Below are 26,542 nucleotides of genomic sequence, written 5' to 3' on the forward strand. Positions count from 1 at the left end.
TATACCTATTAGATGAACAAGATCAATACAAATTGAGATTTTTTTAAATTAAAAATCACAAAGACTAAGCCCTCTAGATTTATAAAAGAATTTTTAGATTCCGGATAAAGGGGTTAAAATGGATTAAAATCTTTATATAGTTTTACTAAAATATCTCTATGTCCCCCCTTTCTTTTTATAAATAAAATATTTTCCATAGATTAAAATTATTTTAGATGTATAAAAATTTTTATCTTTATTACTCATTTTTTAATAAATTTTAATAAAGATTTAGATTGAATAAAATTTATTTTTTTATTTTTCCTTTAGCTTTTCCTGCAATAATAAATCGCAAGGCATTCAATTTGATAAACCCCTCAGCATCCTTTTGATCATAAACACTATCTTCTTCAAAAGTGCTATAAGCTTGATTGAATAAAGAATTTTTAGATTCTCTGCCTGTAATGATTACATTACCTTTATAAAGTCGAATATAAACCTTTCCTTCTACTTTTTCTTGTGTTTTATCAATCAAAGCTTGCAATGCCTCTCTCTCCGGAGAAAACCAATAGCCATTATAAATTAAAGAAGCGTATTTTGGCATTAATTCATCTTTAAGATGCGCTTGTTCGCGATCTAGACAAATGGATTCAATTGCGCGATGGGCTTTAAGAAGGATTGTTCCTCCCGGAGTTTCATAACATCCTCTGGATTTCATCCCTACATAACGATTTTCTACCAAATCAAGTCTGCCTATACCATGTTCCCCCCCAAGAAGATTGAGTTTTGCAAGAAACTCTGCGGGACTAAGCTTTTTACCATTTATGCCAATAGGATCGCCATTTTTAAATTCTATGGTAATATCTTGGGCAATATTGGGTGCTTTTAAAGGAGAAGCAGTCCATCTCCACATATCCTCTTCGGGTTCTCTGGCAGGATCTTCCAGAATCTGTCCCTCATAAGAAATATGTAAAAGGTTCGCATCCATTGAATAAGGGGATTTTTTTCCTTTTTTTTCAATAGGAATTTGTGCTTTGTTGGCATAATCAAGCAATTTTTCTCTAGAATTAAGATCCCATTCTCTCCAAGGTGCGATTACTTGAATGTTGGGATTGAGTGCATAAGCACCTAATTCAAAACGCACTTGATCGTTCCCTTTGCCTGTTGCTCCATGCGCAATTGCATCTGCTTTGACTTTTTTGGCAATTTCAACAAGTTTTTTGGCAATAAGAGGGCGTGCAATGCTTGTTCCCAGAAGGTATTCGCCTTCATAAATCGTATTTGCACGAAACATAGGGAATACAAAATCTCGCACAAATTCTTCTTTAAGATCTTGGATAAAAATATTTTCAGGTTTGATGCCAAGCTTTTGAGCCTTTTTTCTGGCAGGTTCGACTTCTTCGCCTTGCCCAATATCTGCTGTAAAAGTGATAACTTCACATTGATAATGATCTTGAAGCCATTTGAGGATAACGCTTGTATCAAGCCCTCCAGAATAAGCCAAAACTACTTTTTTGATATTTTTTTTTGCCATTTTTTCCTCTAATTGATTGAATTTCTCTAATTTTAGCAAAAGTTATGCAAAAAATGATATACTCAAGTCTAAAAACAAATAAAAGATATTTTATGAAAAAGGTAAAAAAATGCAAATGATTGATATTATAGGGATTATTTTGATAGTTGTGGTTTTGGGATGGGGGATTTATAAGATTTTTGGCATAAAGAAATCCGGTGGGGGTTGTGGTTGTGGAGGTGGGGGTAAATGCTCAAAACCAAAGCATTATTCTTCAGATAAAAAAGAAATATAAAAATTATTAATTGCTTATACCAAAGAAAATATCGATGGGGTAATTTTTGCCTATTTTTTTAAGGTCAAGATAAGCATTTACAATCAAAAACTCGTTTTTTGAATGGGTAGAAAGGCGTTCAACGACTGAATCCGGTATTTCAAGATCAAGTAAGACATAAAGATAGCTTTTTTCGGCATTTTCATCACCATCAGCAATGAATTCAAAAAGCTTAAGCCAAGCATCCGGAGAGAGAAAAGGCTTTGATTCTTTAGCTAGTCTCAGATAATTGTTTTCATCATAATGCACATTTTTGCACATTTGAGCAATATCTGCATGCGTGAAAGTTGCACGATTTTGCGAATAAGCTATAAATAATTCTTTGAGCATTTCTCTATCCAGAAAACCTTCAGAGAGCCGGAGTGCTTTTTGAATTTCTTTATCGCCTCCTCTTTGGGCTATTTGAATAAAAGCGTATTTTTTGAGGTCAATATTAAAATTTTCTTTAAGCACTTCAAGGGCAAATTTTAAATCTTTTTGAATTTTGTTGTAGGTATTTTTGATAAAAAATTCATTATCTTCAGATAAATTATATTTTTTGATGTCTTGTCCATTGCCTTGATTGATTTGATTATAGATATCAAAAAGTTTATCTATTTTTGCATAAGAACTAGGGGGAGAGTCCAGATTAGCTTGAAGATAAAAACGAGCCAGTATTTTTGAGAGTAGGTTTAAATGGTGATTTTTATAAACTTCTTTTGTAAAAGCTTTTGTAGTGCTTTGTTCAAAAATTTGGTGGATAATTTTCTCAAAATCCCGATTATTACGATATTCTATGAGCATCCCACGTATCCATTCGCCTAAGAAAAATATCAAAGATAAAACAAAAAATATTAAAATAATAATAGCAACCCAAACAGCAATAGGCAAATTAAGCGATTGGGATTGATGAGGGGTAGAGAGAGTGTAGCTGCCGGTATCAATACTATAAATATAAGCAGCAACAGCAATAATGAATAAAATAGCAAAGATTATATAATATTTGAACCTCATTTTTCGCCTTTGGGTTTGGATTTTTCATGTAATTGGCGGCATTTAATGCAATATTTTGCATGTGGCTTGATTTTTAATCTCTCAATATCAATTTCATCATCGCACATTTCGCAAATCCCATAAGTTTTATTCTTAATTTTTTCTAATGAATGTATTATATCTTGTAATTCTAACTTATGTTTTTGGATAATTAAAAAATCAAGTTGTCCTTGTAGGTTTGCAGAAACAATATCGCCTTGATCTTTGAGGTTGGATGTATTGAGTTCTTTGAGATTGATATTACGCATATCAATGTGAGAAGTAATTTCTTCAAGCCTATCTTGCAGCATTTTTTCAAAAAATTTGAGATTTTTTTTATCCAATAGGATCTCCTTATTTGTGATATGGGTGATGGTTAATGATGCTTAAAGCACGATAGATTTGCTCGCATAAAATGATTTTCACGATTTTATGACTAAAAGTTAATAAACTTAGACTAACCGGGATGGATTTTGTTAAAAAATCATCATCAAATCCATAAGCTCCACCGATAAAAAAATTCATTTGAGTTTGGTCTTTAAATAAATTGCTAAAATCAAAACTATTGAGTAGTTTTCCATCCGGATGGAGGGCAATATTTTTACCCTCGGCAATAAAGGGTAAAAAAGCTTTAGTATAGGATTTTTTGGCATTTTTTTCAGATTGTCTTTGGGCATAAAGTATTTCATTATTCATAATATCTTGGAAAAATAAAGTTGTTCCAAATTGTTTGCATAGCTTTTGATAATGAAGAATGAAAGTGTTTATTTCACTATTGGGTTTAGTGATCGAGTATAGGTTGCATTTCATGGTTGGGGTTAAGCATCTTGATAATATCGCCTAAAGTTTTTTTAAGTTCTTTGCGATGAATGACCATGTCAATCAGACCATGTTCAAGTAAAAATTCAGCAGTTTGAAAACCTTTGGGCAGATCTGTTCCGATGGTTTGTTTGATAACCCTTGCCCCTGCAAACCCAATCATTGCCCCCGGCTCTGCAATGATGAGATCTCCCAAAAATGCAAATGAAGCGCTCACTCCGCCAAAAGTTGGATCTGTAAGCAGTGAAATAAAGGGGAGTTTGGCATCACTAAGCTTATTGAGTGCTGCGCTTGTCTTTGCCATTTGCATCAAAGAATAAGTTGATTCTTGCATTCTTGCTCCCCCGCTTGTAGAGATAATTAGTAATGCTTGTTTTTTTGCAATAGCACGATTGATGGAGCGGACAATTTTTTCTCCTTCAACAGATCCCAAACTCCCGCCCATAAAGGCAAAATCAAATACAGCAATTTGCAAGGGCATATGGCAAATAGTGGCTTCCCCTGAAATAACAGAACTGGGGCGACCTGTTTTGCTTTCGTATTTTTTGATTCTTTGTTTGTAACTTTCTTTATCTACAAAGTTTAAAGGATCAATGGGTTTAAGATTTTTGTCGTATTCTATAAAGCTTTCCTCATCACATAATAGATCAATGCGCTCTTTTGCTGAGATTCTAAAATGATAATTGCATTTTGGACAAACGCTACATTGAGAAAAAACCTCCTTGTAATACATAAGCGCTGCACAACCGGGGCATTTTATCCAGTGGCTGGTGGTATCTTTTTGTGAAGATTTACCCTCATCTTTTTTGAGATTTTTCAAAAAATCTGCAAAACCCATTTCTAGTCCTTCTTTGCAATTTTTGTAATCATATCAAAGATTTGCTTATTTCTACTTACGAGTAAAAAATGCTCTGAATTCTCTATCCACAAATGCCTGCACAAAAATAGCCCTGCCGCGCAATCATATTTTCTTATTTTGCCCCCAAAAAGCATAAAATTTACATCATGAGCAAGTGAAAGCGACAAAGCAGAAGCCCCAAGAGATCGAAATTTAATTTTATGTTCATATAACTTTGCGGCAAGAGAGGGATTAGAGTAGGCTTTTTCAAAGATCCCACATTGGCTGAGAGAATGATTTTTAAGAATAGGAGTTTGTTGGCAGTCAATAAGACTAAGTTGTTCTAATCCGCTACCCATATCAAAATAGGCATTTTGAGAACAAAAATTAACAACAATAGCTTCTTTGGGAATTTTATTCGAATCATATAATGCTATTGATGCGCCATAGTATGGTATATTTGAGAGATAGTTATCGCTTCCATCAAGAGGATCTAAAATAATAATATCCTCACCCTTTCCATTGAGATAACCTGATTCTTCAGAATCAATATTGGCTAAAGGTAAAAGATGCTGTGTAAAAATTTTTTCACAAATCATGTCTGCTCCCAAACTAATATCCCCACCTGCTCCAATGTCATATTTTTGCATGTGTTCTATTTTTCTTTGTGATAAAATTTGAATAATTGTTTTACTTGCTTGAATTGATGCTTTGATAAAATCACTCAAGAAATATCCTTGCAATAGAATCAAATTATTATTATAGTGATTTTATTTTTAAGCAAAACTTTATTAAAATAGGAGCGTATGTGCAGGGGTATATTTTAAATACTTTGCCGGTAAAAAATGAAGATATGATTGTGCATATCCTTACCCCAACAAGCATTAAGAGACTTTATCGATTTTATGGAGCAAGGCATAGTATGATTCATATAGGCAAGAAAATAGACTTTGAAGAAGAAGGCGGGGGTATTTTTTTGCCTAGACTTAGAAATGTTATGCATTTAGGACATCATTGGGAAAATACTCTAGAGCGCGTCTATGTTTGGCAAAGATTTATTCGCTTGTTAAATACACATTTGATAGATGTTTATGAATTAGATAGTTTTTATTTTGACATGCTTAATAGGGGCGCTAATAAATTATCCATACAAAACCCTTTGCGTGTAGCTCTTGAGATGTATGCCGAACTTTTGGGGTTTGAGGGCAGAGATGATAGGGGAAGGCAGTGTTTTGTTTGTGGGGAGGCGACAAATCACGAAGTAGGTCTTGGAAGAGCATTTTTATTTGGACATCTTAGGTGTATTGGAGGGAGGGCTTTTCATAAGGATAAAATTCTAGAATTTTTATCAACAAAATCCACACTCCACTTAGAAGATAAAATCATTGAGGGAATGTGGGAAGTGCTTATAAAGGGTTTGTAATGTTTTGATGGGGATTTTGAGAGTAAGAATGGATAATTTTGGGGTCTGCAAGCAAGCAAACACTTCCGGGATCTTTGCCTTCATAATCAATCTTGCTTAATAAATCTCTGGCAATATTCAATCGAGCTGCTTTTTTGTCATTAGAATCAACAATAATCCAAGGAGCATAAGGTGCATGTGTTCTGGAAAACATTTTCTCAAAGGCTTGGGTATATTCATCCCATAAACTAAGTGATTTGGAATCAATGGGGCTTAGCTTCCACATTTTTAACGGATCTGTTTTGCGATTTTTGATACGCCGTTTTTGTTCATTTTGATTGACATTAAGAAAATATTTAAAAAGCATGATACCACTCGAAATAAGCATTTGTTCGAGGTTTGATACTTGATAAATAAATTGTTTATATTCTTCTTGTGTGCAAAACCCCATTACTTTTTCTACACCAGCCCTGTTATACCAGCTTCTATCAAAAAAGACGATTTCCCCTCCGGATGGCAATGTGCTAATATAACGCATGAAATACCATTGTGATTTTTCAGTTTCAGTTGGTTTTTGAAGGGCGATAATGCGACACCCCCTAGGATTGAGATGCTCACTCAAGGCTTTGATGGTCCCTCCTTTTCCTGCTCCATCTCTGCCTTCCATGATGATAACGATTTTTTGGCGTGTGTTTTTCACCCAATTTTGAAGTTTTACAAGTTCAATTTGGAGTTTGATAATTTCTTGATTATAAAACCACTCTTTGAGTTTATCATTTTTGTTGTAGGGAGATTTTTTGTTGGGTTGGGATTCCGGACGCATAGTGATAATAGAGTGTTGTTTTGACATTTTATTTCCTTGTTTGTTTCAAAATAAGTTATAAAAATTATATAATTTTATTATACCTATTATTTTGGAGATGGCAACATGGAATTTCAGAGTTTAAATGTATGGATTATGGAGACTTTAAAATCAAAAAACAAAAAAGTTACAACTGCAGAAAGTTGTACCGGTGGGCTTTTGGCATATCAATTTACTTCTATTGGGGGAGCTTCAGATATTTATGAGGGCGGGATTATTAGCTATGGGAATGAAATCAAACATCGTTATTTGAAAGTCAAAAATGAATCTCTGAAAAAATATGGCGCAGTAAGTGCAATAGTGGTAGAAGATATGCTTTTAGGAGCTTTAGAGATGTTTGGCGCTGATTATGCTATTGCCACAAGCGGTATTGCCGGACCCGGTGGGGGAAGTTTGGATAAACCTGTTGGGACTGTTTATATAGGAGTGCAAGAAGTAGGTAAGAAGCCTTCTATAGAGAAATTTTTATTTGCAGGAGATCGTAGGGGAATCCAAGAGCAAAGCTGTAAGAAGGCTTTGGAAATATTAGCAAGGAATTTGTAATTTTGTGCGATAAGCTTGACAAATGAGCGTAAAAAAAATATAATTTCGCTCTTTTAAAATTAAAGTGTTATTTCCATAGATTATTGTTTTGACCCGTTAGCTCAGTCGGTAGAGCAATTCCCTTTTAAGGAATGGGCCGTTGGTTCGAATCCAACACGGGTCACCATTAAAAAAGTAGAAGTGGCCCCTTCATCTAGCGGTTAGGATACCACCCTTTCACGGTGGCTACAGGGGTTCAAGTCCCCTAGGGGTCACCACTTTTATTCTTGTTTCCCTTATTGCTAACAATATATTCAGAATTGGTCGCTTAGCTCAGTTGGTAGAGCGCTACCCTTACAAGGTAGATGTCACAAGTTCGAGCCTTGTAGCGACCACCACTTGGATATTCGGAGCGGTAGTTCAGCCGGTTAGAATACCTGCCTGTCACGCAGGGGGTCGCGGGTTCGAGCCCCGTCCGCTCCGCCACTTCTTCTTTAATAATTTTAAATATTCATTGCAAACTTTAGCATTTGTTAGTTATTTGAATATTTTAGACCCCTTCATCTAGTGGCCAAGGATACCACCCTTTCGAGGTGGCTACAGAAGTTCAAATCTTCTAGGGGTCGCCAATTAGCATTTTTTAGATTTTTATCTTTTTTTGATGGCTATGGTGTTGTTTTATTGAGGGCATTCCAAGAATAAATCAAATTGGGCACTGTTTCTAAGTTCGCGTTTAGTATCCAGATTGATAATGACTTCTTTTGTTTGATTGAGTGTGCCGGAGAGTTCTTTTTTGATGACGATTTTACAATCTTTTATGTCAAAAAATTCCGGAATTTTTTTAACTAAGATTTGATATTTATTTTTGGACAATCTTTTAAGAGAATATTTTTGATGAGGCGCTATAGTTGAGTATCTATCTATGGATTTTTGAGCGTATTTGTATTCATAAATTTTTCCATCAATATTTGTGATTTGAGTATAAGAATCTTGCAAGGAAAATGTTTGGACTTGTTGTTTTGTCTGATAAATCCCTCCTTCCATAAATTTTTGTAATTCTTTGGAGTGAATATCTGCAATAAGCTTATGAGATTTTTGAATAAGAGTGATTTCACCTCTTTTTGGTTCATAGAATTCTTCTTGAATAAAAGTTACTTTTTTGGCTTTTGGGTCGTCTTTTTTGACTTCTTTGAGGAATTCTTGATTCGTTTTTTTTGTTTGAGGTGTTTTTGAATCAGTTTTTTTCTCAGCTATTTCTTTCTCAACTGTTAAAGGATCTGTTTTTTCTTCGGGTTTAAGAGAGGGAGGAGAAGAGATTTCTTTATTTTTATCACTGACTTCTTCTTTAAGTGGCTGCGAAGCTTGTGGAATATCTTGTTTTGAAGGAGTTGTTTGAGTAGGGGCATTAACAATGGGAAGTTTAATATCTTCATTTTGGATTGATTGAGGGGTTTGCGGATTTTCATCAACTTGTGTATGGGCAAAATTTAACCATACACAGCTTAAAGCAAAACCCCATATAATGTTTTTCATCTAAAAGACTCCTGTAAGTTTTAAAGTTTTGGCTATGATTACATATCCATAAAATAATTAGCAAATTATAAGAAAAATATTATTAAAGAGAAGCAAATTTATGAAAAAAATCGCAATTTTGGGCAAACCAAATGTAGGTAAAAGCTCTTTATTTAATCGATTAGCCAAAGAACGCATTGCTATTACATCAGATATTTCAGGCACAACCAGAGATGTGAATAAAAAAATTATTTCTATTTGGGGCAATGAAATTGAACTTTGTGATACAGGCGGGATTGATGAGAGTGTTTGTTTGTTTAAAAAGGTTAAAGAATTAAGCTTAAAAACCGCAAAAGAAGCTGATATTGTACTCTATCTTGTAGATGGAAAGCTAACCCCTCAAGATGAGGATAAAAAACTTTTTAGAGAGATAAGCAAAATCAATAAAAAGTGCTTTTTGGTCATCAATAAAGTTGATAATGATAAAGAAAAACAATTTGCCTATGAGTTTGATTGTTTTGGAATGAAAGATTTATATTTTATCTCTGTAAGCCATAATCGTGGCATAACGAATCTTATTGAAGCAATTTTATTGGAATTGGGATTGGGGCAAATTATCATAGATGAGAGTCAAGATGACGAAGATATTTCCACTTATATACAAAATACACACGAAGATTTTGTAGATGTGCCGCAATTGGATTGTTCCAGTCAAATTAATGTAGGGATTATCGGTAGAGTGAATGTAGGTAAAAGTTCTTTGTTGAATGCTTTGATTGGACAAGAAAGGAGTGTGGTGAGTGAAATAGGTGGCACTACAATCGATCCTGTAGATGAAAAAATTATTATCAAAGACAAAGAAGTTTGCTTTGTAGATACTGCCGGGATCAGACGCAGAAGCAAGATTGAAGGGATTGAAAAATATGCTTTAGAGAGGACGAATAAAATACTTGAAAAAAGTCATATTGCCTTGCTTGTATTAGATGTAAGCACTCCTTTTGTTGAACTTGATGAAAAGATTAGCTCTTTAGCAGATAAGCATGCTTTAGGGGTAATTATTGTCCTCAACAAATGGGATATACGATATGCAGAATATAAGACTATTATCGCAGAATTAAAAAGAAAATTTAGATTTTTAGAATATGCTCCTCTTATCACAGTAAGCGCACTTAACCATCGTCATATTCAAGAACTTAAAGAAAAAATTTTAGAAGTTTATGAATACTTTTCTTATCGTATTCCTACAAGCAAGCTCAATGAAACTATTTTGGAAGCTACCAAAAGACATCTTCTTCCCAGTGATCATGGCAAGATTGTAAAAATTTATTATGCCACTCAATATGATGTTTGTCCTCCAAGAATTGCTCTAATTATGAACAAACCCCAAGCCTTGCATTTTAGTTATAAGAGATATTTAGTGAATTTTATGAGAGAAAAATTTGGATTTATGGGAACCCCCATTATTTTTACTCCAAAAGGGAAGTCTCAAGATCAGGCAAAATCATGAATAAGATAAATGATTTTTCAATAAAATGTATATCAAAATATTTAATTTTTTTAACTTCTAAAAATTTTTTGAATACTGCTAATATTTTTTTGAGGATATAAACTTATGAAGTTATTTACTCCTAAAAAAGGCGCTATAGTAGCTACTGTAGTGTCTATTTTTTTGATGATTGTCAAATTCATTGTTGCTATTTCCAGCGGTTCGGTTGTTGTTTTGGCAAGCGCAATTGATTCTTTGTTGGATGTTTGTATTTCCGGTTTTAATTATTTTGCCCTTAAAAAAACAGATAAACCTGCTAATAAAAAGTTTAATTACGGATTTGATAAAATTCAATACATTGCAACGACTATTGAGGGATTGGTAATTTTTATATCTGCGGGGTACATTTTTTATAAATCTGTTGAACATTTGCAGACCAAAACCCCCTTAGTTGATGCAACAGCAGCGATTTGGATAATGATTTTTAGCACGATTGTAGTGGGTTGTTTGATTTTATTTTTGAATAAAATTACCAAATTCCATGAAAGTGAAGTTACTAAAGCAGATATTTTACATTACAAAAGTGATTTATTTAGCAATGGGGCAATTTTGATTTCACTTATCATGATTGAATGGAGTGACTTTTATTGGATGGATCCTGTTTTTGGGATATTTATTGCCCTATATATTGCTTATAGCGCCTTAAAAATTGTCAAATCAGGTATTTTTATGCTCCTAGATAGGGCATTAGATGAACATACACAAAATCGTATAATAAATATTCTTAATGAGAGTGCGATTTTAGGGTATTATAATCTAAAGACACGAATTGTAGGGAACAAAGTTTTTATGGTGGTTTATTTGGTATTTGATGAGAGAATTACTCTCTTGTTTGCCCATGATATTTCTGATAATATTGAAATGCGTATCAAGGCTATAGATATGAGCAAAGAATGGGAAATCATTGCTCATTTAGAGCCTATTGAATACTTCAAAGATGGAGATCATAGTTTTAAAAAAGGAAGTAATCTTGAAACATTACATTAATTTTATTCGCTCAAAAAATATTGTAAAAACTACTATTTACCCGCATTTAAAATGCGATCTCGCAGAAGCCAAAATTTTGCGTTATATGGCGGAGGGACTTTTGGGGGGAAATGATGAATTTAGTGTTTTGACATTGCTTGAAAATGTATTTGTGGATAAAAATATTTTTTTACTCGATTATTTGCCAAAAGTTAAAAATCTTTTAGAGTTGGGTTGGATTGTGCAAGCAGGTTTTGTGCCCATGAGAATCAATGAAATTGCTATGTTGGAGCTTTTGAATTCTACTATTTCTTTAAGCCCCGGTTTTTTGAAGCTTTTAGAAGAAGGTACTCTAAATCTTGAACTCCCTGAAATTAGCCCCTATGAAGATCATTTGGAGTATCTTAAAGATCAATTTTTGCGTATCGATTTACTTCAAAAATTAAGTTATAGTTTTCAAAAGCTTTCCTCCGCTTCCCTTTCTCGCACAAAATACCGTCTCAAATTACTTGAAGAGAGGATTTTATCGCGAATTAAAATTACAAAAACCCCCATTGAAGTTCAAATTCTCATGAAAGAAAATTTATTAACTCCTAAAGAAGAGATTATTTTCTTTGCCTTACTGAAAGAGGAATATTCAGGGGGAGATGAGAGCTTGCGTGATATGAATAGCTTGATAGATTTGATAAGTGAAAATGAATATGATAGAATCAAAAATCGATCTTTGCTTGATGAAAAAAGCACTTTAGTAGAAAAAAACCTTGTAGATTATGATGAAATGCTTAATCCTTTTGGGGGGATTAGTAGGGCATTTTTTATTCCTGAAGAAGTGCTTGAGAAGATTATTCATCCTAACCGCAAAAAGAAAAAAACAAAAATTACCCTGCAAGCCTTGATAAAAGAGCAAGAAATTTTTGAGATTCTTGAACCTAAAGTCAGGCTTGATGAGGTGATTTTAGCTCCCAAGACAAAAGAAACTCTTCATTCCCTCCTCAAACAAGTAGATCCGAAAGTTATTGCACATTTGAAAGAATGGGGTATCAAGGAGAAAAATAAAGGCATTGATGCTAGAATTATTTTTTACGGACCTGCAGGCACAGGGAAAACACTGACTGCATTAGGGATTGCAAAAAGTCTTAAAAAATCTATTATTAGTTTTGATTGTTCCAAGATTTTGTCTATGTATGTAGGAGAATCAGAAAAAAATGTTCGAAAAATATTTGATGAATATAAAGAAATTACTCGAAAACTTAAAAATAATCCTATTTTGCTTTTGGATGAGGCTGATCAATTTTTGAGTGTTAGGATAAGTAGCGGGAGTGGAGCAGAAAAAATGCACAATCAAATGCAAAATATTTTTTTAGAGCAGATTGAAAAATTTGAAGGGATTTTAATTGCAACAACAAATCTGTTAGAAACGATTGATTCAGCATTCTCCAGACGTTTTAACTATAAAATTGAATTTAAAAAACCTTCATTAGATCAAAGAGTTCAACTTTGGGAAAAATACCTTCCTAAAAATGCCAAATACCATGAACCTCATACAATTTTATCTTTGGCTAATGAATTAAGCATGTATCCTTTGAGTGGAGGGCAAATTTCATTGGTGATAAAAAATACTGCTTATAAGGTTGCCACTCGCAATAAACCTGTATTTAGCAAGGAAGATTTTATTGAAGAAATTCAAAAAGAACAGAGTGGAAATTTTGATGGGGAGAAAAATTTAGGATTCCAATCATAAATCTTGATATTTATCAAGTCTTATGTATTTTTATTTAACTATTTAATAGTAATATTTAATGTAATTTTTTACAAGGAGATTGAATGAGACAAACAACAATAAAGGTGCTTATAATTTTACCATTAATAGTAGGTATTGGATTTGGTTTTGACAAAACCATATCCAAAGAAAAAGGGGCAACAGGGATTGATTTGCCTGAGCAAGAGTGGAAACTGCCTCCTGCTATGCAAGAAGATGGCTATGTTGATGAGAGTAAAATGCCAAAAAATTCTAAATATACAGAGATGGTAGTTTTGGGCAATAAAATTCTGAATGAAACTGCTAAATATATAGGTCCCCAAGCCAAAGATCCCAAAATGAGATACGCAGGGAATAATCTCTCTTGTTCGAGCTGTCATGCTGCAGGTGGGACAAAAAAATATCAATCAGCTTTTGTAGGGATTTGGGGTAGATTCCCTTTATATCGCGCTAGAAGCGATGGGATTGATACATTAGAAGATAGGATTAATGGTTGTATGCAAAGAAGTCTAAATGGTAAGGCTTTACCGGTAGATTCTAAAGAGATGAAAGCAATAGTTACTTATATGCAATGGCTTTCTCAAGGGTTTTTGGTTGGAGCAAAAACTAAAGGTCAAGGCTTAATAAAAATGCCATTATTAGATCGAGCCGCAGATCCCAAAAAAGGTAAAATTGTATTTGAAGAAAAATGTGTTGCTTGTCATCAAGCTGATGGTCAAGGTTTGAAAAATCCGGATACTAATGGGGCTTATTATTTGTTTCCACCTCTTTGGGGTAAAGATAGTTTCAATACAGGGGCAGGGATGCATCGTGAGTTAAAAGCTGCTGCTTATATCAAGGCAAATATGCCCCAAGGTAATCCTGATTTGACAGACGAGCAAGCTTATGATGTAGCTGCTTATATCAACTCCCAACCAAGACCCGTTAAAGCAGGAGGGGAAAAAGACTTCCCTGACAAGAGAGTCAAACCTGTTGATGCAGTTAGCGGACCTTATCCGGATAAGTATCCTCAAAAACAACATCAATTTGGACCTTATAAAGAAATGTTAAAATAACTATATCGTATGGATGGGGTCTATATCAATTTCAAACCCCATTTTATGCGAATAGTTGAGGATTGGATGAAGCAATTTTAAAATAGCAGTGTGAGATGAGGATCTTAGAAAAATATGGTAGCGGTATTTTGAAGCTATTTTTTCTATCCCTGATTTCCCTGCTCCTACAATAGAAACTTCTTGAGTAACAGAGCATTTGAGTAAGTTTAAGATAAATTCCATATTTGCTTGTGCTTTTGCTTCTTGTTTGCTTGAAAAATGCAAGATAGCTAGCTTTTTATAGGGTGGGTAGGCATTTTTTCGATGCAAAAGTTCAAAGTTTAAAAAATCTTCATAATCATCCATAAAACGGCTTAAAAAATCACTATTAAGGCTTTGGATAATGACTTTTCCATTTTCTTTTCGCCCGCTTCTTCCTGCAATTTGGTGTATTAAGGCAATTGTTTTTTCGTAACTTTTATATTCCCCACTTCTGAGAAGATAATCTATATCTAAAATAATCGCCAGATTAACGCTATGATAATCATGCCCTTTGCTAATCATTTGTGTACCTACAAGAATGTCAATTTGATGGTGATTAAAATCATCTAAAATTTTGCGGAGTTTATTTTGCGTGCTTGTGTGATCTTTGTCAAAAATAGCTATCCTTGCTTGGGGGAGCAAATTACTTAATTCCTCTGTAATTTGGGCAGTTCCGATTCTTTGCGCAGATAAATGAGGGCTTTGACATGAAGGACAGCAAGAAGGAATAGGTAGGCTATAACCACAATAATGGCATAAAAGCACTTTTTTGTCTAAGTGCAAACTCATGCCAATACTACAAAATGGACATTCAAGAGTATGCCCACATTCTTGGCATAAGAGAATTTTGAAATTTGCCCTTGTAGGTAGGAATAAAATAGCCTGTTCTTTTTGTTTGAGAATAGTTTTTAAATGCTCCAAAATAAAGGGTGTGATTTGAGTGGGTTGATTTTGTAATAAAATTTCTTTTTTGGAATTAAAGTGTCTTCCTCTCAGACGGATAAGATAATTGTCTTTTTTTGCATAATAGTAGCTATTTAGGCTTGGTGTAGCTGATCCCAAAAGGATTTTGATATGACTTTTTACTCCCAGATAAAGGCTAATATCTCTTGCATTATATCTGGGTCTATTCTGAGATTTATAAGCATCATCATGTTCTTCATCAATAACAATAAGCCCTAATTTAGGCAAAGGCAAAAACAAAGCACTCCTTGCCCCTGCAATAATTCTTATTTCTCCATTTTTGAGTTTTTCTAGAATTTTAGTTTTGTTTTTTTTGGAGATCTTGCTGTGCCAAATCCCAACAATATCTCCAAAAACATTTTGAAGTCGTTTTTCTATTTGAGGGGTGAGAGATATTTCGGGCATTAAAAAAACAATGTTTTTATCTTGATTGAGGGTTTGAATCATAAGATGGATATAAATTTCTGTTTTGCCACTCCCTGTATCCCCAAACAAAAGACTTACAGGCTTTGTGTTGATAAAATCCAGAGCTTTTGTTTGTGCTGCGCTTAAGGGATTGGTATGATAGATTGAAGAGTTTGGAATCTTGAGATTTTGTGTAGATTCAAAAGGATAAAAAAGCCCATATGCCTCTCCATAACTACAGCAATAATATTGTGCAATAAAATCTGCTAAAGTGATTTGATGTTTCCCGAAATAACCGGTTGTCTTGAGGGCTTCTTTGGAGGGAAAATCAGGTTGCATACAAGCTGCAAGTACCACTCCTTCTTTTAGTATATTTTTGATAGGAATATTTACAACATCACCTTTTTTAAAGATTTCTGCAGAATGATAAGTCAAAATTGGAGAGTTTGCTTTTAAGGGAGCTATTTGATAATAGTTCATGAAGTAATTTTTTGTAGAAGGCTCTTTAAATGATTGTTTAGGATTGAGTATTCTTGAATTTTGTTCAAATGATTTTTCAGTAACTCTGTAAGCTCAATATCTTGATTGTCAAAAGTCTGTGTAATTTCTTCTTGTGCTTCTTGAGTAAAACCTTCAAGTTTGATTTGAAATTTTCTACCGGAAATTTTGATTTCAATAAACTCTTGATTCATTTTTCTAATACTTCTTGGATTTTATTATAAAGTTCTTCCATACTCTTGTCTTTATTAGCTAATTCTTCATAAAGGGTGGACATTTGCCTGTCTTTTTCTTCATTTTGAGCCATAAGCGTTGTGATTTTGAGTCTTAATTGTTCAATTTCTGATTGTTGAGAATTTAATCTTTGTAATAAAAGGTCAATTTTTTGGCTTAATTTTTCAATTAATGGCATAGGCACTCCTAAAGAGTTAAGGTATAGATTTCAGGTATAATTGTAACAGATATTCTAGTGTTTTAGGAATCATAATGGCAAAATTTATACTTAATTCTCCTTATTCCCCCGCAGGCGATCAGCCCGCAGCAATTGCAAAAATATCTGATTGTATTGCACAAGGGAGTTGTTATCAGACTTTGATTGGGGTAACCGGAAGTGGCAAAACTTACACAATGGCAAACATTATTGCACAATTGAATATCCCCACTTTGATTATGAGCCATAATAAGACTTTATGCGCACAACTTTATAGTGAGTTTAAAGGATTTTTTCCAAATAACCATGTTGAGTATTTCATTTCTCATTTTGATTACTACCAACCTGAAGCCTATATCCCTCGTCGAGATCTTTTTGTTGAAAAAGATAGTTCGATTAATGATGATTTGGAGCGTTTGAGACTTTCTGCTACGACCTCATTGCTTGCTTATGATGATGTGATTGTTGTTGCAAGTGTTTCAGCAAATTATGGTTTAGGAAATCCAAGCGAATATTTGGAAATGATAGAAAAAATAGAGGTTGGAGAGAGTCGAAATTATAAAGAATTTTTACTCAAACTTGTAGATATGGGTTATAGCAGGAATGATATTGCCTTTGATAGAGGTAATTTTAGAGCACAAGGAGAAAGTGTAGATATATTTCCTGCCTATAATGAGGTTGAATACATTCATGTAGAATTTTTTGGTGATGAGATTGAGCGGATTGAGATTTTTAATCATATAGAACGCCAAAAGGTCAAAAAGCTAAATTCTTATGTTTTGTATGCAGCAAATCAATTCATTGTAGGGCACAAGCGCTTAGCCTTAGCTATGAAAAATATCGAAAGTGAGCTGGGAGAAAGGCTTGCATTCTTCCAAGAAGAAGGCAAAATGATAGAGCATAGCAGGTTAAAAGGGCGCACTGAATTTGATTTAGAAATGATGCAAGCAAGTGGGGTTTGTAAGGGGATTGAAAATTATGCACGCCATCTTACGGGTAAAAAGGCAGGGGAAACACCTTATACTTTGCTGGATTATTTTGAACAAAAAGGCAAGCCTTATTTGGTGATAGTGGATGAATCTCATGTAAGTTTGCCTCAATTTGGGGGAATGTATGCCGGGGATATGAGTAGGAAGCATGTTTTGGTTGATTATGGATTTCGCTTGCCCTCAGCGCTTGATAATCGTCCATTGAAATTTGATGAATTTATTCACAAAGCCCCTCATTATCTTTTTGTCTCTGCTACGCCGGCCCAACTTGAGATTGAGCTTTCTAAAGAAAATATTGCTGAGCAGATTATTCGTCCTACAGGATTGCTGGATCCTATCTATGAAGTAAGAGATAGCGATAAACAAGTAGAAAATCTTTATGATGAGATCTTAAAAGTTATCCAAAGAAAAGAAAGAGTACTGATTACCACACTTACTAAAAAAATGGCAGAAGAATTGACCAAATATTATAGTGAGCTTGGACTTAGAGTCCAATATATGCATAGCGAAATAGATGCCATTGAGCGCAATCATATTATTCGAGGACTGCGATTAGGAGATTTTGATGTTTTAGTCGGGATCAATTTATTGAGAGAGGGATTGGATTTGCCGGAAGTGAGTTTAGTAGCGATCATGGATGCGGATAAGGAAGGGTTTTTGCGTAGTGAAACGAGTCTGATACAAACAATGGGAAGGGCGGCACGCAATATCAATGGCAAAGTACTTCTTTATGCCAAAAAAATTACACGCAGTATGCAAAAGGCGATGGATACTACAGACTATCGTCGCAAAAAACAAGAAGAATTTAACCAAGCGCACCATATCACGCCTAAATCAGTGGCTAGGAATGTTGAAGAAGAGTTGCGATTAGAGTCTTCCGTGAATGCAAAACTTTATGAAAAAGCCCTCAAAAAATCCAAAATTCCCAAAACAGAAAAAGATGCCCTCATCAAAGAATTGAGCAAGAAAATGCATGAAGCAGCTACCAGATTGGATTTTGAAGAGGCTGCAAGAGTTCGCGATGAGATAGCTAAAATCAGGAGTTTGTAGCTTTATAGTTTTGTGGATTAGAATTATAAAATAAAGTATAATAAAAGCAATTTTCACAAGACAGATAAAGATAAAAAGATAAAAGAGTGATCGACAAAATAGAAGAAAAAATTTTAGAAAAAAGTCTTAAACATTATATTTTGGAAGAAAATAGGTAAAAACAAGTTTATATCAATGCCCTTAAAATCGATGCTCAAAATTCCCGATTAGAACTTTTGGATTTTTTACATGGAGAATTTGGAGAAGAGTTTTTTCAATCTCTTTGTAATGGAATGCTTGTGTTTGATAAGTCAAAGTTTTTAGATTTTATCACTCAAAAAAAATTTTTTAGCAATTCTTGGACAAATTATACTAACAAAATCGGCTTGGCAAACAAAATCAAAGTGTTTTTAAAGACACAAAATGAAGTCGTCTTAAACTTCCCCTTCAAAGATTGTGTATTAGCAGGTGGGGCAAATAAAGATGAAGGCAAGAGAAAAGAAATATTTTTTAATGAAATCTTAGCAAAAGATGAGATTGATATCTTATTCTCTCCTAAAGTATTGCACAACTTTGAATACATCACTTATGAGTCAGTCAGTCAGTCAGTCAGTCAGTCAGTCAGTCAGTCAGTCAGTCAGTCAGTCAGTCAGTCAGTCAGTCAGTCAGTCAGTCAGTCAGTCTCAATATCATAGCGTAAAATCCGCAATACATCCCCAACAAGACTCAAAAGAACTTTTAGACTTATTAAAAAATCAAGATTTTTCCGGTTTCCCTAACTTGTTGCTTCAAGGTAACAATCTCTTAAGCTTACATTCTCTCAAACATGTCAAATCTATCTACGGGCAAGTCAAACTCATTTATATAGATCCTCCCTACAATACAGGTAAGGATAGCTTTAACTATAATGACAATTTCAATCATTGTACTTGGCTTACTTTTATGAAAAATCGCCTGGAAATAGCCTATGAATTCCTGCGTGAAGATGGGGTAATATTTATCCAATGTGATGATAACGAACAAGCTTATCTCAAAGTGCTTTGTGATGAGATTTTTGGGAGAGAGAATTTTGTGGGGTGTATGGTGTGGCTAAAAGGTAATGCGCAAAATGATGCTAAAACAATTCAACGCAATCAAGAATATATTCTTTGCTATGCCAAAAAACTTGAGACTTTGCCAATTTATCAAATCTCTCAACAACAAAAAGTTAAAGTTTTTAAAGATATAAAGACAGATAAATTCTATTATGAAGGCGCAGGACTTACTACCGGAGGAGCCGGTGGAACTCTAAATGCAAGATCCAATTTAGGATTTAGTATTTATTATCATCCTCACACAAAAGATTTTTTTGCTTTTAATGATTATGATAAGGATTTCGCAAGAATCAGTAATGATGAAAATGAAGTTTATACAGATCGGATGGATTTTTTAAATCAAGGATATGAGATTATAAGACCACCAAAAAAAGGTGTTAGACTTGGATGTTGGACTTGGGCATTGGAGAAATTCAATCAGGAAAAAGACAGTATCCTCATTAAAGGAGAAGCTAAGAAATATATTTTAATTAAAAAAGAGTGGCTGGATTCACAAAAGATAAAAACAGATGCAGAAGGGAATTTCTATGCGATTATAGAAAAACAAAGCCCCCCTAAAAGTTTTATTGATGATGTTGGAGGAGGATTGCCATTTTATTCACAAAATAAAGAAAATCTATTTGAAGATCATTTCAATAAAATTTTGGATATTTAAAAATATATTATTTTATATATAATTTTATAGATTTATATATCTAAATTTTATCTAAATAAAAAAACTTATAAAATTCTTCCCCAATAAAACAATTTTCCAGACTTTTTTGAGAAAATAAATATCTCCCATCGCAAATAAAGCCTAATTCTTCCCAATGAGTATGATTGAGCAGGTCGCAAATTTCTGATAGGGTTAAATCATCAGTCTGAAATTTTGGAAATATAGCCAATATAGATCCATCATAGGCTTTGATGGGATGAGTAAAAAAAGGTTTTTTATTTCTTGTTTTGGTATTGACATAAATTCTAGGCAAATCACTTTTAAAATAATCTCTCCCCCACTCCCACCAATTAGATTGAGTAAATTTTTTGATTTTTCTGCGTATAAGAATATCTTTGTAAGTTTCCAAATAAGGAAGATAGCAATTAAAAATCATTTTTTTTGTTTTTCCTGTTTTGCAAGTTGTTGAAGATACAAATTCTTCATTGCCTATAGAAGGATTTGTGAATATTTTATCATTCCCGCTTACTGCCCCTACTTTAACAAAAAATAAATCTTTGAATCTAACGCAATAGTGATTGTTTGTAAAAGATATTTGACCATTGTTGCAACTAAAATTTTTTACCAAATTTGTTTTGCGAGTATAGTTGTCTTTTTCAAATCTCCATATCGCGCAATTAGGTTGGACATCTTTAAAGATTTTCTTATCTCCTAAATCTATAAAATCAGTAATAGTTCCATTTGCATATAAAAAATCATTGAGTTTTATAGATGCAGTGAGTTTGAGAAAATCTCTAGGTGTAATAAAAATAATCTCTCCGTTATCTTTTAGATGCAATACGCATTTGTAGATAAAAAATAAATAAAGGTTGCTTCTATTATCAAACATTTTTTTATAGGGAGTTAAGAGTTTTTTTGTGTCCTCCAGGATTTCTTTATAGGCTACATAAGGAGGATTTCCTATGATGGTATCAAACTTATTTTTTATATCATAAGAAAAAAAATCAATATTTTGCACATTTTGATTTTTGATAATTTGAACATCTAGTTCGATTCCAATTGCATGTTGTGGTAAATAAGTCAGAAAAGATCCGTCCCCACAACTAGGTTCTAATATATTTCCATTATTTTGAATGAGTCTTATCATTTCATCTACTATAGAAATAGGAGTGAAAAATTGCCCAAGTGTTTTTCGCATTTTATTCATCAAGAAGACTTTTAAATTCAGGGAAATATTCAATAAATTGGCAATAAACCCGACTTCGTAATTTGAAGGATTTGCCCATCGTGGATAATAAATAGTTTTTTGCTTCTTCAAATGTCCTGTGTAGAGGAATTTTGTTTTGATCCCATCTGGCCTGAAAGGGAAGGTTGTTGCCATTGGGAATTATTTTGTGAATGCATTTGAGTGAAACAGGATAAATATCATTGAAATTATTTTTATTTATCACTAAAAAATAATAGTCTTTATCATTTTCTGAAATATTTTTTTGTAAAATTTCCAGATATTTTTTCCAATCAATTTGATTATCAAATGTTGGGATTTTTCCGCTTAAGGCATAATAAATACCTACTTTGCAATTTAAATTATCCGTCGTATTTGTATTGGTTATCTTGATATTTACAGGAATATATTTTTCATTCTCTTCAAAGGAAAAATCCTTCGGCTCTCTTTTTTTAGGGCATAAGATATTTGGAAATTGTTTTTTGATGAAAAACAGCAACTCATCTTCATTGATAGCCGAATTTATCCTGCCATCTGCACTTTTTTGTGAAAGCTTAAAAGGACTCTTTTTGAGATAATTTGCAATTTCTATAAGAGTTCTTGGTAGCATTATTTCATATCCAATAATTCTTCAGCCAAGAATTTTCCTGTATAACTATGGCTTTTTTTGAAATTTTTGGCTATTTGTTCCGGTGTGCCTGTATCGACGATTTTACCACCTTTATCACCTCCTTCAGGTCCTATATCAATGACATAATCAGCATTTTTAATCATATCAAGATTATGCTCAATGACAATCATAGAATTACCAAGTTCTACGAGGTGATGGAGGACTTTTGTGAGTTTATCCACATCAGCAAAATGTAGCCCTGTAGTAGGCTCATCTAAGATATAAAGGGTTTTCCCTGTGTCTTTGCGACTGAGTTCTTTGGCAAGTTTGATTCTTTGGGCTTCCCCACCACTTAGTGTAACAGCATTTTGTCCCAATGTAATATAGCCCAAACCTACATCTTGAAGGGTTTTGAGTTTGGATGCAATTTTGGGGATTTTGCTAAAGAATTCACAAGCATCATTAACACTCATATTTAAAACATCGGCTATAGATTTTCCTTTGTATTTGATTTCTAGAGTTTGCGGGTTGTATTTAGCGCCATTACAAGCATCACATTTGACCATCACATCAGGGAGAAAATGCATCTCTATTTTTATTTCTCCCTCGCCTTGACATTTTTCACAACGTCCTCCTTTGACATTGAAGCTAAAACGCCCTATCCCATAACCTAAAATTTTGGCTTCTTTGACTTCTGAAAATAGCACTCTAATATCGTCCATGACCCCTGTATAAGTTGCAGGATTGCTGCGTGGGGTTCTGCCTATGGGGCTTTGGTCCAGATAGATCACTTTATCAAGCATTTCAAGCCCATTGATTTCTACACCATCGCATTTTTTTACTTTTTTGGCATTGTTGAGGAGTTCTTGGGCTACGGGTAAAAGAGTTTGCAAAATCAAAGAGCTTTTGCCACTCCCACTCACCCCTGTGATGCATACAAAATTTGAAAGAGGGATTTGAAGGCTTAAGTTCTTAATATTATTGATAGTAACATTTTTGATCTCTAACCATTTTTTTTGGGGACGATGATGGGGGTAGAAAATATGTTTTGTACCATTGATATATTGAGCGGTTTGGGTGTTGGATTGAAACATTTTTTTAACACTCCCTGCAAATACGACTTCTCCTCCGTTTTTCCCCGCTCCCGGACCTATATCAACGATAAAATCAGCATTTTTAATCGTTTCTTTGTCATGCTCGACTACAATAACAGTATTGCCTTTTTCTTGAAGATTTCTCAAAGTTTTGATGAGTTTAAGCGTGTCTCGTTCGTGCAGTCCAATACTTGGCTCATCCAATACATACATAACACCTGTAAGCCCACTCCCTATTTGACTGGCAATACGGATTCTCTGGCTTTCTCCTCCGCTAATTGTTCTGGCATCTCTTCCCAAACTCAAATACCCCAACCCAACATCATGGAGGAAAAATAATCGCTCACGAATTTCTTTGAGAATTGAGCTTGCAATAAAATGTTGTTGCAAGCTTAGATAGGCGAAATTTTTCTCATTGTTAAAAAATTCATAACTCTCTTCAATGGGCATATCAATGACATCACCAATTCCTTTATTGGCAACTTTCACACTTAATGAAGAAGCTTTGAGTCGATACCCTTTACAAGTTGAACAGGGTTTTTCACTCATATAATCACCTAAATCTTTTTCGTCTTTAAACATGTCATAAGCGATTTGTATGATACCTTTCCAGGGGCGTTTGAGTGTGGAATTTTTCCAATTAAATTCTATTTCAGTGCCATTGCCATAAAGCAGGGCATTTTGTTGGTGGCTTTTGAGTTCTTCAAAAGGTTTATTGGCATCTATTTGATTTGATTTGCAAAATCCATTAAAAAGCTCGGCATAATAATTTCTATTGAAACCAAAAATAACTTTGATACCACCTTTGTTAAGTGGGAGGGATTTATTGAGAATCTTTTTAATATCAATACTATATTTACTTCCCAGTCCCCCACAATCTTCGCAAGCACCCTTAGGAGAGTTGAATGAAAAACTGAGAGGTTCAAGGGGTTCAAAACTTACCTTGCAATCAAAACAAGCCAAATGTTCGCTATAATGGATGAGTTGATTATTTCCTTTTTCATCATTGATAATTTCTATCTCAAGCTCCCCGTAAGTTTCTTTGAGAGCTTTTTCAATAGCTTGGGCAATTCTGGAGTGATTTTCTTCATTGTTAATGACCCTATCAATGATAGCTTTAATGGTGTGTTTCTTGGTTTTGCTTAAATCTATCTCTTCATCAAGACGCACCATAACTCCATCAATATAGGCACGTACATAGCCTTTTTGACGTAAATTTTGAATTTTATCTGCAAAAGTTCCTTTTTTTTCTTTGATAATGGGGGCTAGGATAATAAGTTTGCTTTCTTTAGGGAGGGAGAGGACTTGTTCAATAATATCTGTTTGACTCATTTGAGAAATAGGTTTGCCACATAGATAACAATGTTGTATCCCTATTCTAGCATAAAGCAACCTTAGATAATCATAGATTTCAGTAATAGTACCTACTGTTGAGCGAGGATTTTTGCTTGTAGTTTTTTGATCAATAGCAATAGCAGGAGTGAGACCCTCAATTTTATCTACATTGGGTTTGCCGACTTTGTCAAGAAATTGTCTTGCATAGCTTGAGAGGGATTCAATATATCTTCTTTGTCCTTCGGCATAAAGTGTATCAAAAGCCAAAGTAGATTTACCTGACCCGCTAAGTCCTGTAAAAACAATAAGCTTGTTTTTTGGAATTTCCAGATTAATATTTTTGAGATTATTTTCTTTTGCGCCGATGATTTGGATTTTATCTAACAATCTATACTCCTTGATTTAGAACCTTAAAGAATCTAATATTATAGCTAAATACTTGGAATACAGAGTGATGGTTATGTATTGTTGATTTCTCTTCAAAGATGTTTTATCATTATTTAGGAATATTGAAAAATGAAAAAACTGAGATTTATATATGAAAGTAAATTTTAAATTTTACTTTCATGTTACTATGATAAACATATAAAAATTTAATGTGAAAAATCTACTCATTAATATTTTTGAACAAATAAATTTCTAGGTAAAACCGGAAGGTTTTTAATATGATTAAATATAACAACCTTAAGGAATGATAATGAAGGCATACGATAAGCTTGTGTTAGGGCATATTGTTTTAGCGCATAAGGAGATACAATCAGGTTATGTAGCCATTAGTAATGGAGTTGTCATGGAAGTAGCGATGATAAATTCTTCCAAACTCCCCCCTGCTAAAGAAATACATGATTTTAGCGGGTATTATATCTTTCCCTCAGTAATTGATTCACAAGTACATTCTCGTTCCCAAGCAGGGCAAGAGGATTTTATTTATTCAAGCGCTTCCGGAGCAGCAGGAGGCGTGGGCACTATTATTGATATGCCCTATGATGCAGGGCGATTGATTTGCAATGAACAAGCTTTCAATGCCAAAAAACAAGAAGCAAAAGCACAAACCAGAGTAGATTTTGGACTTTATGCAACAATAAATCCTCTTGAGGGAAGCAGGCATATTGAAGAATTGATTCAAGCAGGGGCTATTGGATTCAAATTTTCTACATTTGGTACAGATCCAACAAGATTTCCTAGAATCCCCCCTTATATTATGCAGGAATGTTTTGCCAAAATTGCTCCTTATGGATTGGTTGCGGGTGTGCATAATGAAGATGATGAGAGTATCAAATATTTAATTGAATTTTATCAAAATCAAGGGATTACAGATTATAAGGCTCATAACCTATCCAGACCTATTTGGACAGAAAATATTGCTATTGCTCAAATCTATGAATTAGGAGCGCAAACAGGTTGTCATGCCCATGTTGTGCATTGTTCTAACCCAAGGGGCTATGAGATTTGTGCCGGTTATCAAAAACAAGGATTTTGCGTAAGCATTGAGGCATGTTTGCATTATCTGGTGTTATCTGAAGAAGAAGATGTATCCGGACTTGTAGGGAAGGCAAAGGTCAATCCTCCTATCAGAAGCCTTAAGGACAAAGAAGCATTGTGGAAGCATCTTGATTGTGGGAATATCACGGTAGTATCAACAGATCATGTAAGTTGGTCGGAGGATAGAAAATCTTTTGCAAATATGTTCAAAAATTCTTCAGGGGCTACAGGGTTAGAAGTTTTATTGCCTTTAATGCTTACTGAAGCTCATAAGAGAGGTATTAGTTTTTCTAAAATTGTGCGTGTTTTGTCTTATAACCCTGCAAGATTATTTCATATCAACCACAAAAAAGGCGCTTTAGAGATTGGTAGAGATGCTGATTTAGTGATTTTAAGCAAGGAAAATTATCTTTATGATGCCGGCAGGAGTGGGGTAAATTTTGTTTCTTGGAGTCCTTATGATGGCAGAGAAATAGACTTTAGGGTAAAAAAACATATGCTTAGGGGAGAATGGATATTTGATGATGGAAAAGTTTTGGCATCTCCCGGATTTGGAGAATTTGTCTCGCCAATGAAGTAAAATATAAGGAGATT

General features: G+C 33.9%; 24 protein-coding genes, 5 tRNA genes and 1 pseudogene. 16 read left to right on the plus strand and 14 right to left on the minus strand.

The annotated features are described in order from the left end of the window. Positions 1-286: 286 nt before the first annotated feature. Positions 287-1,513, minus strand: coding sequence for an argininosuccinate synthase (locus BKH45_RS01885; RefSeq protein ID WP_095273779.1), 1,227 nt, complete (start codon positions 1,511-1,513; stop codon positions 287-289). A 109-nt stretch (positions 1,514-1,622) separates the two neighbouring features. Between BKH45_RS01885 and BKH45_RS08715 the strand changes: the two genes are divergently transcribed. After that, the gene (locus BKH45_RS08715; protein WP_219349979.1) at positions 1,623-1,787 is read left to right on the plus strand and encodes a FeoB-associated Cys-rich membrane protein; all 165 of its coding nucleotides are present in this window, start codon (positions 1,623-1,625) and stop codon (positions 1,785-1,787) included. 6 nt (positions 1,788-1,793) lie between these two features. Here the strand turns inward: BKH45_RS08715 and BKH45_RS01890 are convergent, their stop codons facing one another. The 5 genes from BKH45_RS01890 to BKH45_RS01910 are packed head-to-tail and all read right to left on the minus strand — an operon-like array spanning position 1,794 to position 5,222. After that, positions 1,794-2,819 (minus strand): hypothetical protein, encoded by a 1,026-nt coding sequence (locus tag BKH45_RS01890; RefSeq protein ID WP_095273780.1) that lies wholly within the window; start codon positions 2,817-2,819, stop codon positions 1,794-1,796. Further along, positions 2,816-3,181 carry an RNA polymerase-binding protein DksA gene (dksA, locus tag BKH45_RS01895; protein WP_257874473.1) on the minus strand — a complete coding sequence of 122 codons (366 nt, stop codon included), beginning with the start codon at positions 3,179-3,181 and terminating at the stop codon, positions 2,816-2,818. Before dksA ends, BKH45_RS01890 begins: the two co-directional genes overlap by 4 nt. 10 nt (positions 3,182-3,191) lie before the next feature. After that, positions 3,192-3,647 carry a 23S rRNA (pseudouridine(1915)-N(3))-methyltransferase RlmH gene (locus tag BKH45_RS01900; protein WP_095273781.1) on the minus strand — a complete coding sequence of 152 codons (456 nt, stop codon included), beginning with the start codon at positions 3,645-3,647 and terminating at the stop codon, positions 3,192-3,194. Further along, a complete protein-coding gene (gene accD, locus BKH45_RS01905; protein WP_095273782.1) occupies positions 3,619-4,494 on the minus strand; it encodes an acetyl-CoA carboxylase, carboxyltransferase subunit beta in 876 nt (291 codons plus the stop codon). The genes BKH45_RS01900 and accD overlap by 29 nt, the downstream gene beginning before the upstream one ends. Positions 4,495-4,496: 2 nt before the next feature. After that, on the minus strand, positions 4,497-5,222 hold the full coding sequence (locus BKH45_RS01910; protein WP_095273783.1) for an inositol monophosphatase family protein: 726 nt from the start codon (positions 5,220-5,222) through the stop codon (positions 4,497-4,499). A gap of 80 nt (positions 5,223-5,302) precedes the next feature. Between BKH45_RS01910 and recO the strand changes: the two genes are divergently transcribed. Beyond that, on the plus strand, positions 5,303-5,917 hold the full coding sequence (gene recO, locus BKH45_RS01915; RefSeq protein ID WP_095273784.1) for a recombination protein RecO: 615 nt from the start codon (positions 5,303-5,305) through the stop codon (positions 5,915-5,917). Here the strand turns inward: recO and ppk2 are convergent. Continuing rightward, the gene (gene ppk2 / locus BKH45_RS01920) at positions 5,901-6,746 is read right to left on the minus strand and encodes a polyphosphate kinase 2 (protein WP_095273785.1); all 846 of its coding nucleotides are present in this window, start codon (positions 6,744-6,746) and stop codon (positions 5,901-5,903) included. The two genes, recO and ppk2, sit on opposite strands and share 17 nt — an antisense overlap. Positions 6,747-6,824: 78 nt before the next feature. On the opposite strand from ppk2, the gene BKH45_RS01925 reads away from it, so the two are divergent. The 6 genes from BKH45_RS01925 to BKH45_RS01950 all read left to right on the plus strand — a co-directional run bounded on the left by BKH45_RS01925 (position 6,825) and on the right by BKH45_RS01950 (position 7,909). Then, complete coding sequence (locus tag BKH45_RS01925; protein WP_095273786.1) at positions 6,825-7,301, plus strand: CinA family protein; 477 nt, start codon at positions 6,825-6,827, stop codon at positions 7,299-7,301. A gap of 90 nt (positions 7,302-7,391) precedes the next feature. Then, positions 7,392-7,467, plus strand: a tRNA-Lys gene (locus BKH45_RS01930). Positions 7,468-7,483: 16 nt separating this feature from the next. Next, a tRNA-Glu gene (locus tag BKH45_RS01935) sits at positions 7,484-7,558 on the plus strand. Between the two features lie 44 nt (positions 7,559-7,602). After that, positions 7,603-7,678: transfer RNA gene (locus BKH45_RS01940), tRNA-Val, on the plus strand. 11 nt (positions 7,679-7,689) lie between these two features. Beyond that, positions 7,690-7,766 (plus strand) — tRNA-Asp (locus BKH45_RS01945). Between the two features lie 67 nt (positions 7,767-7,833). Next, positions 7,834-7,909: transfer RNA gene (locus BKH45_RS01950), tRNA-Glu, on the plus strand. 49 nt (positions 7,910-7,958) lie between these two features. On the opposite strand, the gene BKH45_RS01955 is transcribed toward BKH45_RS01950, so the two are convergent. Beyond that, entirely contained in the window at positions 7,959-8,813 is an 855-nt protein-coding gene (locus BKH45_RS01955; protein ID WP_095273787.1) for a hypothetical protein, read from the minus strand. A 100-nt stretch (positions 8,814-8,913) separates the two neighbouring features. Here BKH45_RS01955 and der point away from each other — a divergent pair, with 100 nt between their 5' ends. The 4 genes from der (at position 8,914) to BKH45_RS01975 (ending at position 14,118) form a co-directional block, all read left to right on the plus strand. Then, complete coding sequence (der, locus tag BKH45_RS01960; protein WP_095273788.1) at positions 8,914-10,299, plus strand: ribosome biogenesis GTPase Der; 1,386 nt, start codon at positions 8,914-8,916, stop codon at positions 10,297-10,299. A 105-nt stretch (positions 10,300-10,404) separates the two neighbouring features. After that, positions 10,405-11,325 carry a cation diffusion facilitator family transporter gene (locus BKH45_RS01965; protein ID WP_095273789.1) on the plus strand — a complete coding sequence of 307 codons (921 nt, stop codon included), beginning with the start codon at positions 10,405-10,407 and terminating at the stop codon, positions 11,323-11,325. Beyond that, positions 11,309-13,045, plus strand: a complete 1,737-nt coding sequence (locus BKH45_RS01970) for an ATP-binding protein (protein ID WP_095273790.1) — start codon at positions 11,309-11,311, stop codon at positions 13,043-13,045. Before BKH45_RS01965 ends, BKH45_RS01970 begins: the two co-directional genes overlap by 17 nt. A gap of 83 nt (positions 13,046-13,128) precedes the next feature. Then, on the plus strand, positions 13,129-14,118 hold the full coding sequence (locus BKH45_RS01975; protein WP_095273791.1) for a c-type cytochrome: 990 nt from the start codon (positions 13,129-13,131) through the stop codon (positions 14,116-14,118). Here BKH45_RS01975 and BKH45_RS01980 read toward each other — a convergent pair whose 3' ends face one another. From BKH45_RS01980 to BKH45_RS01990, 3 genes are read right to left on the minus strand one after another with little or no spacing between them, the layout of a single operon-like run. Further along, positions 14,119-15,987, minus strand: coding sequence for a primosomal protein N' (locus BKH45_RS01980; RefSeq protein WP_095273792.1), 1,869 nt, complete (start codon positions 15,985-15,987; stop codon positions 14,119-14,121). Then, on the minus strand, positions 15,984-16,199 hold the full coding sequence (locus BKH45_RS01985; RefSeq protein ID WP_095273793.1) for a hypothetical protein: 216 nt from the start codon (positions 16,197-16,199) through the stop codon (positions 15,984-15,986). Before BKH45_RS01985 ends, BKH45_RS01980 begins: the two co-directional genes overlap by 4 nt. Next, on the minus strand, positions 16,196-16,417 hold the full coding sequence (locus BKH45_RS01990) for a DUF904 domain-containing protein (RefSeq protein WP_095273794.1): 222 nt from the start codon (positions 16,415-16,417) through the stop codon (positions 16,196-16,198). Before BKH45_RS01990 ends, BKH45_RS01985 begins: the two co-directional genes overlap by 4 nt. Positions 16,418-16,491: 74 nt before the next feature. Between BKH45_RS01990 and uvrB the strand changes: the two genes are divergently transcribed. From uvrB to BKH45_RS09015, 3 genes and pseudogenes are all read left to right on the plus strand, one after another. After that, positions 16,492-18,474 (plus strand): excinuclease ABC subunit UvrB, encoded by a 1,983-nt coding sequence (gene uvrB, locus BKH45_RS01995; protein ID WP_095273795.1) that lies wholly within the window; start codon positions 16,492-16,494, stop codon positions 18,472-18,474. A gap of 215 nt (positions 18,475-18,689) precedes the next feature. Continuing rightward, positions 18,690-19,148 (plus strand): site-specific DNA-methyltransferase, encoded by a 459-nt coding sequence (locus BKH45_RS02000; RefSeq protein ID WP_257874474.1) that lies wholly within the window; start codon positions 18,690-18,692, stop codon positions 19,146-19,148. A 79-nt stretch (positions 19,149-19,227) separates the two neighbouring features. Beyond that, positions 19,228-20,202 (plus strand): annotated as a pseudogene (locus BKH45_RS09015) (site-specific DNA-methyltransferase); the annotation flags it as partial. Between the two features lie 40 nt (positions 20,203-20,242). On the opposite strand, the gene BKH45_RS02010 reads toward BKH45_RS09015, so the two are convergent. Genes BKH45_RS02010 through uvrA form a run of 3 tightly spaced genes read right to left on the minus strand, consistent with a single transcriptional unit; the run spans position 20,243 to position 24,868 of the window. Continuing rightward, positions 20,243-21,409: a class I SAM-dependent methyltransferase gene (locus BKH45_RS02010; RefSeq protein ID WP_095273798.1), complete on the minus strand. Its 1,167-nt coding sequence runs from the start codon at positions 21,407-21,409 to the stop codon at positions 20,243-20,245. Beyond that, on the minus strand, positions 21,402-22,037 hold the full coding sequence (locus tag BKH45_RS02015) for a restriction endonuclease (protein ID WP_095273799.1): 636 nt from the start codon (positions 22,035-22,037) through the stop codon (positions 21,402-21,404). Before BKH45_RS02015 ends, BKH45_RS02010 begins: the two co-directional genes overlap by 8 nt. Then, complete coding sequence (gene uvrA, locus BKH45_RS02020; protein WP_095273800.1) at positions 22,037-24,868, minus strand: excinuclease ABC subunit UvrA; 2,832 nt, start codon at positions 24,866-24,868, stop codon at positions 22,037-22,039. Before uvrA ends, BKH45_RS02015 begins: the two co-directional genes overlap by 1 nt. Positions 24,869-25,163: 295 nt before the next feature. Here uvrA and BKH45_RS02025 point away from each other — a divergent pair, with 295 nt between their 5' ends. Beyond that, positions 25,164-26,528: an amidohydrolase family protein gene (locus BKH45_RS02025; protein ID WP_095273801.1), complete on the plus strand. Its 1,365-nt coding sequence runs from the start codon at positions 25,164-25,166 to the stop codon at positions 26,526-26,528. Positions 26,529-26,542: the final 14 nt, after the last annotated feature.

It is taken from the genome of Helicobacter sp. 11S03491-1, assembly GCF_002272835.1.
Classification (GTDB): domain Bacteria; phylum Campylobacterota; class Campylobacteria; order Campylobacterales; family Helicobacteraceae; genus Helicobacter_J.

Bases quoted from the DNA above. Each gene is read 5' to 3' on its own strand.
- BKH45_RS01885 (WP_095273779.1), bottom strand. From the start codon at position 1,513: ATGGCAAAAAAAAATATCAAAAAAGTAGTTTTGGCTTATTCTGGAGGG.
- BKH45_RS08715 (WP_219349979.1), top strand. From the start codon at position 1,623: ATGCAAATGATTGATATTATAGGGATTATTTTGATAGTTGTGGTTTTG.
- BKH45_RS01890 (WP_095273780.1), bottom strand. From the start codon at position 2,819: ATGAGGTTCAAATATTATATAATCTTTGCTATTTTATTCATTATTGCT.
- BKH45_RS01900 (WP_095273781.1), bottom strand. From the start codon at position 3,647: ATGAAATGCAACCTATACTCGATCACTAAACCCAATAGTGAAATAAAC.
- accD (WP_095273782.1), bottom strand. From the start codon at position 4,494: ATGGGTTTTGCAGATTTTTTGAAAAATCTCAAAAAAGATGAGGGTAAA.
- ppk2 (WP_095273785.1), bottom strand. From the start codon at position 6,746: ATGTCAAAACAACACTCTATTATCACTATGCGTCCGGAATCCCAACCC.
- BKH45_RS01925 (WP_095273786.1), top strand. From the start codon at position 6,825: ATGGAATTTCAGAGTTTAAATGTATGGATTATGGAGACTTTAAAATCA.
- BKH45_RS01955 (WP_095273787.1), bottom strand. From the start codon at position 8,813: ATGAAAAACATTATATGGGGTTTTGCTTTAAGCTGTGTATGGTTAAAT.
- der (WP_095273788.1), top strand. From the start codon at position 8,914: ATGAAAAAAATCGCAATTTTGGGCAAACCAAATGTAGGTAAAAGCTCT.
- BKH45_RS01965 (WP_095273789.1), top strand. From the start codon at position 10,405: ATGAAGTTATTTACTCCTAAAAAAGGCGCTATAGTAGCTACTGTAGTG.
- BKH45_RS01975 (WP_095273791.1), top strand. From the start codon at position 13,129: ATGAGACAAACAACAATAAAGGTGCTTATAATTTTACCATTAATAGTA.
- BKH45_RS01980 (WP_095273792.1), bottom strand. From the start codon at position 15,987: ATGAACTATTATCAAATAGCTCCCTTAAAAGCAAACTCTCCAATTTTG.
- BKH45_RS01985 (WP_095273793.1), bottom strand. From the start codon at position 16,199: ATGAATCAAGAGTTTATTGAAATCAAAATTTCCGGTAGAAAATTTCAA.
- BKH45_RS01990 (WP_095273794.1), bottom strand. From the start codon at position 16,417: ATGCCATTAATTGAAAAATTAAGCCAAAAAATTGACCTTTTATTACAA.
- uvrB (WP_095273795.1), top strand. From the start codon at position 16,492: ATGGCAAAATTTATACTTAATTCTCCTTATTCCCCCGCAGGCGATCAG.
- BKH45_RS02010 (WP_095273798.1), bottom strand. From the start codon at position 21,409: ATGAATAAAATGCGAAAAACACTTGGGCAATTTTTCACTCCTATTTCT.
- BKH45_RS02015 (WP_095273799.1), bottom strand. From the start codon at position 22,037: ATGCTACCAAGAACTCTTATAGAAATTGCAAATTATCTCAAAAAGAGT.
- BKH45_RS02025 (WP_095273801.1), top strand. From the start codon at position 25,164: ATGAAGGCATACGATAAGCTTGTGTTAGGGCATATTGTTTTAGCGCAT.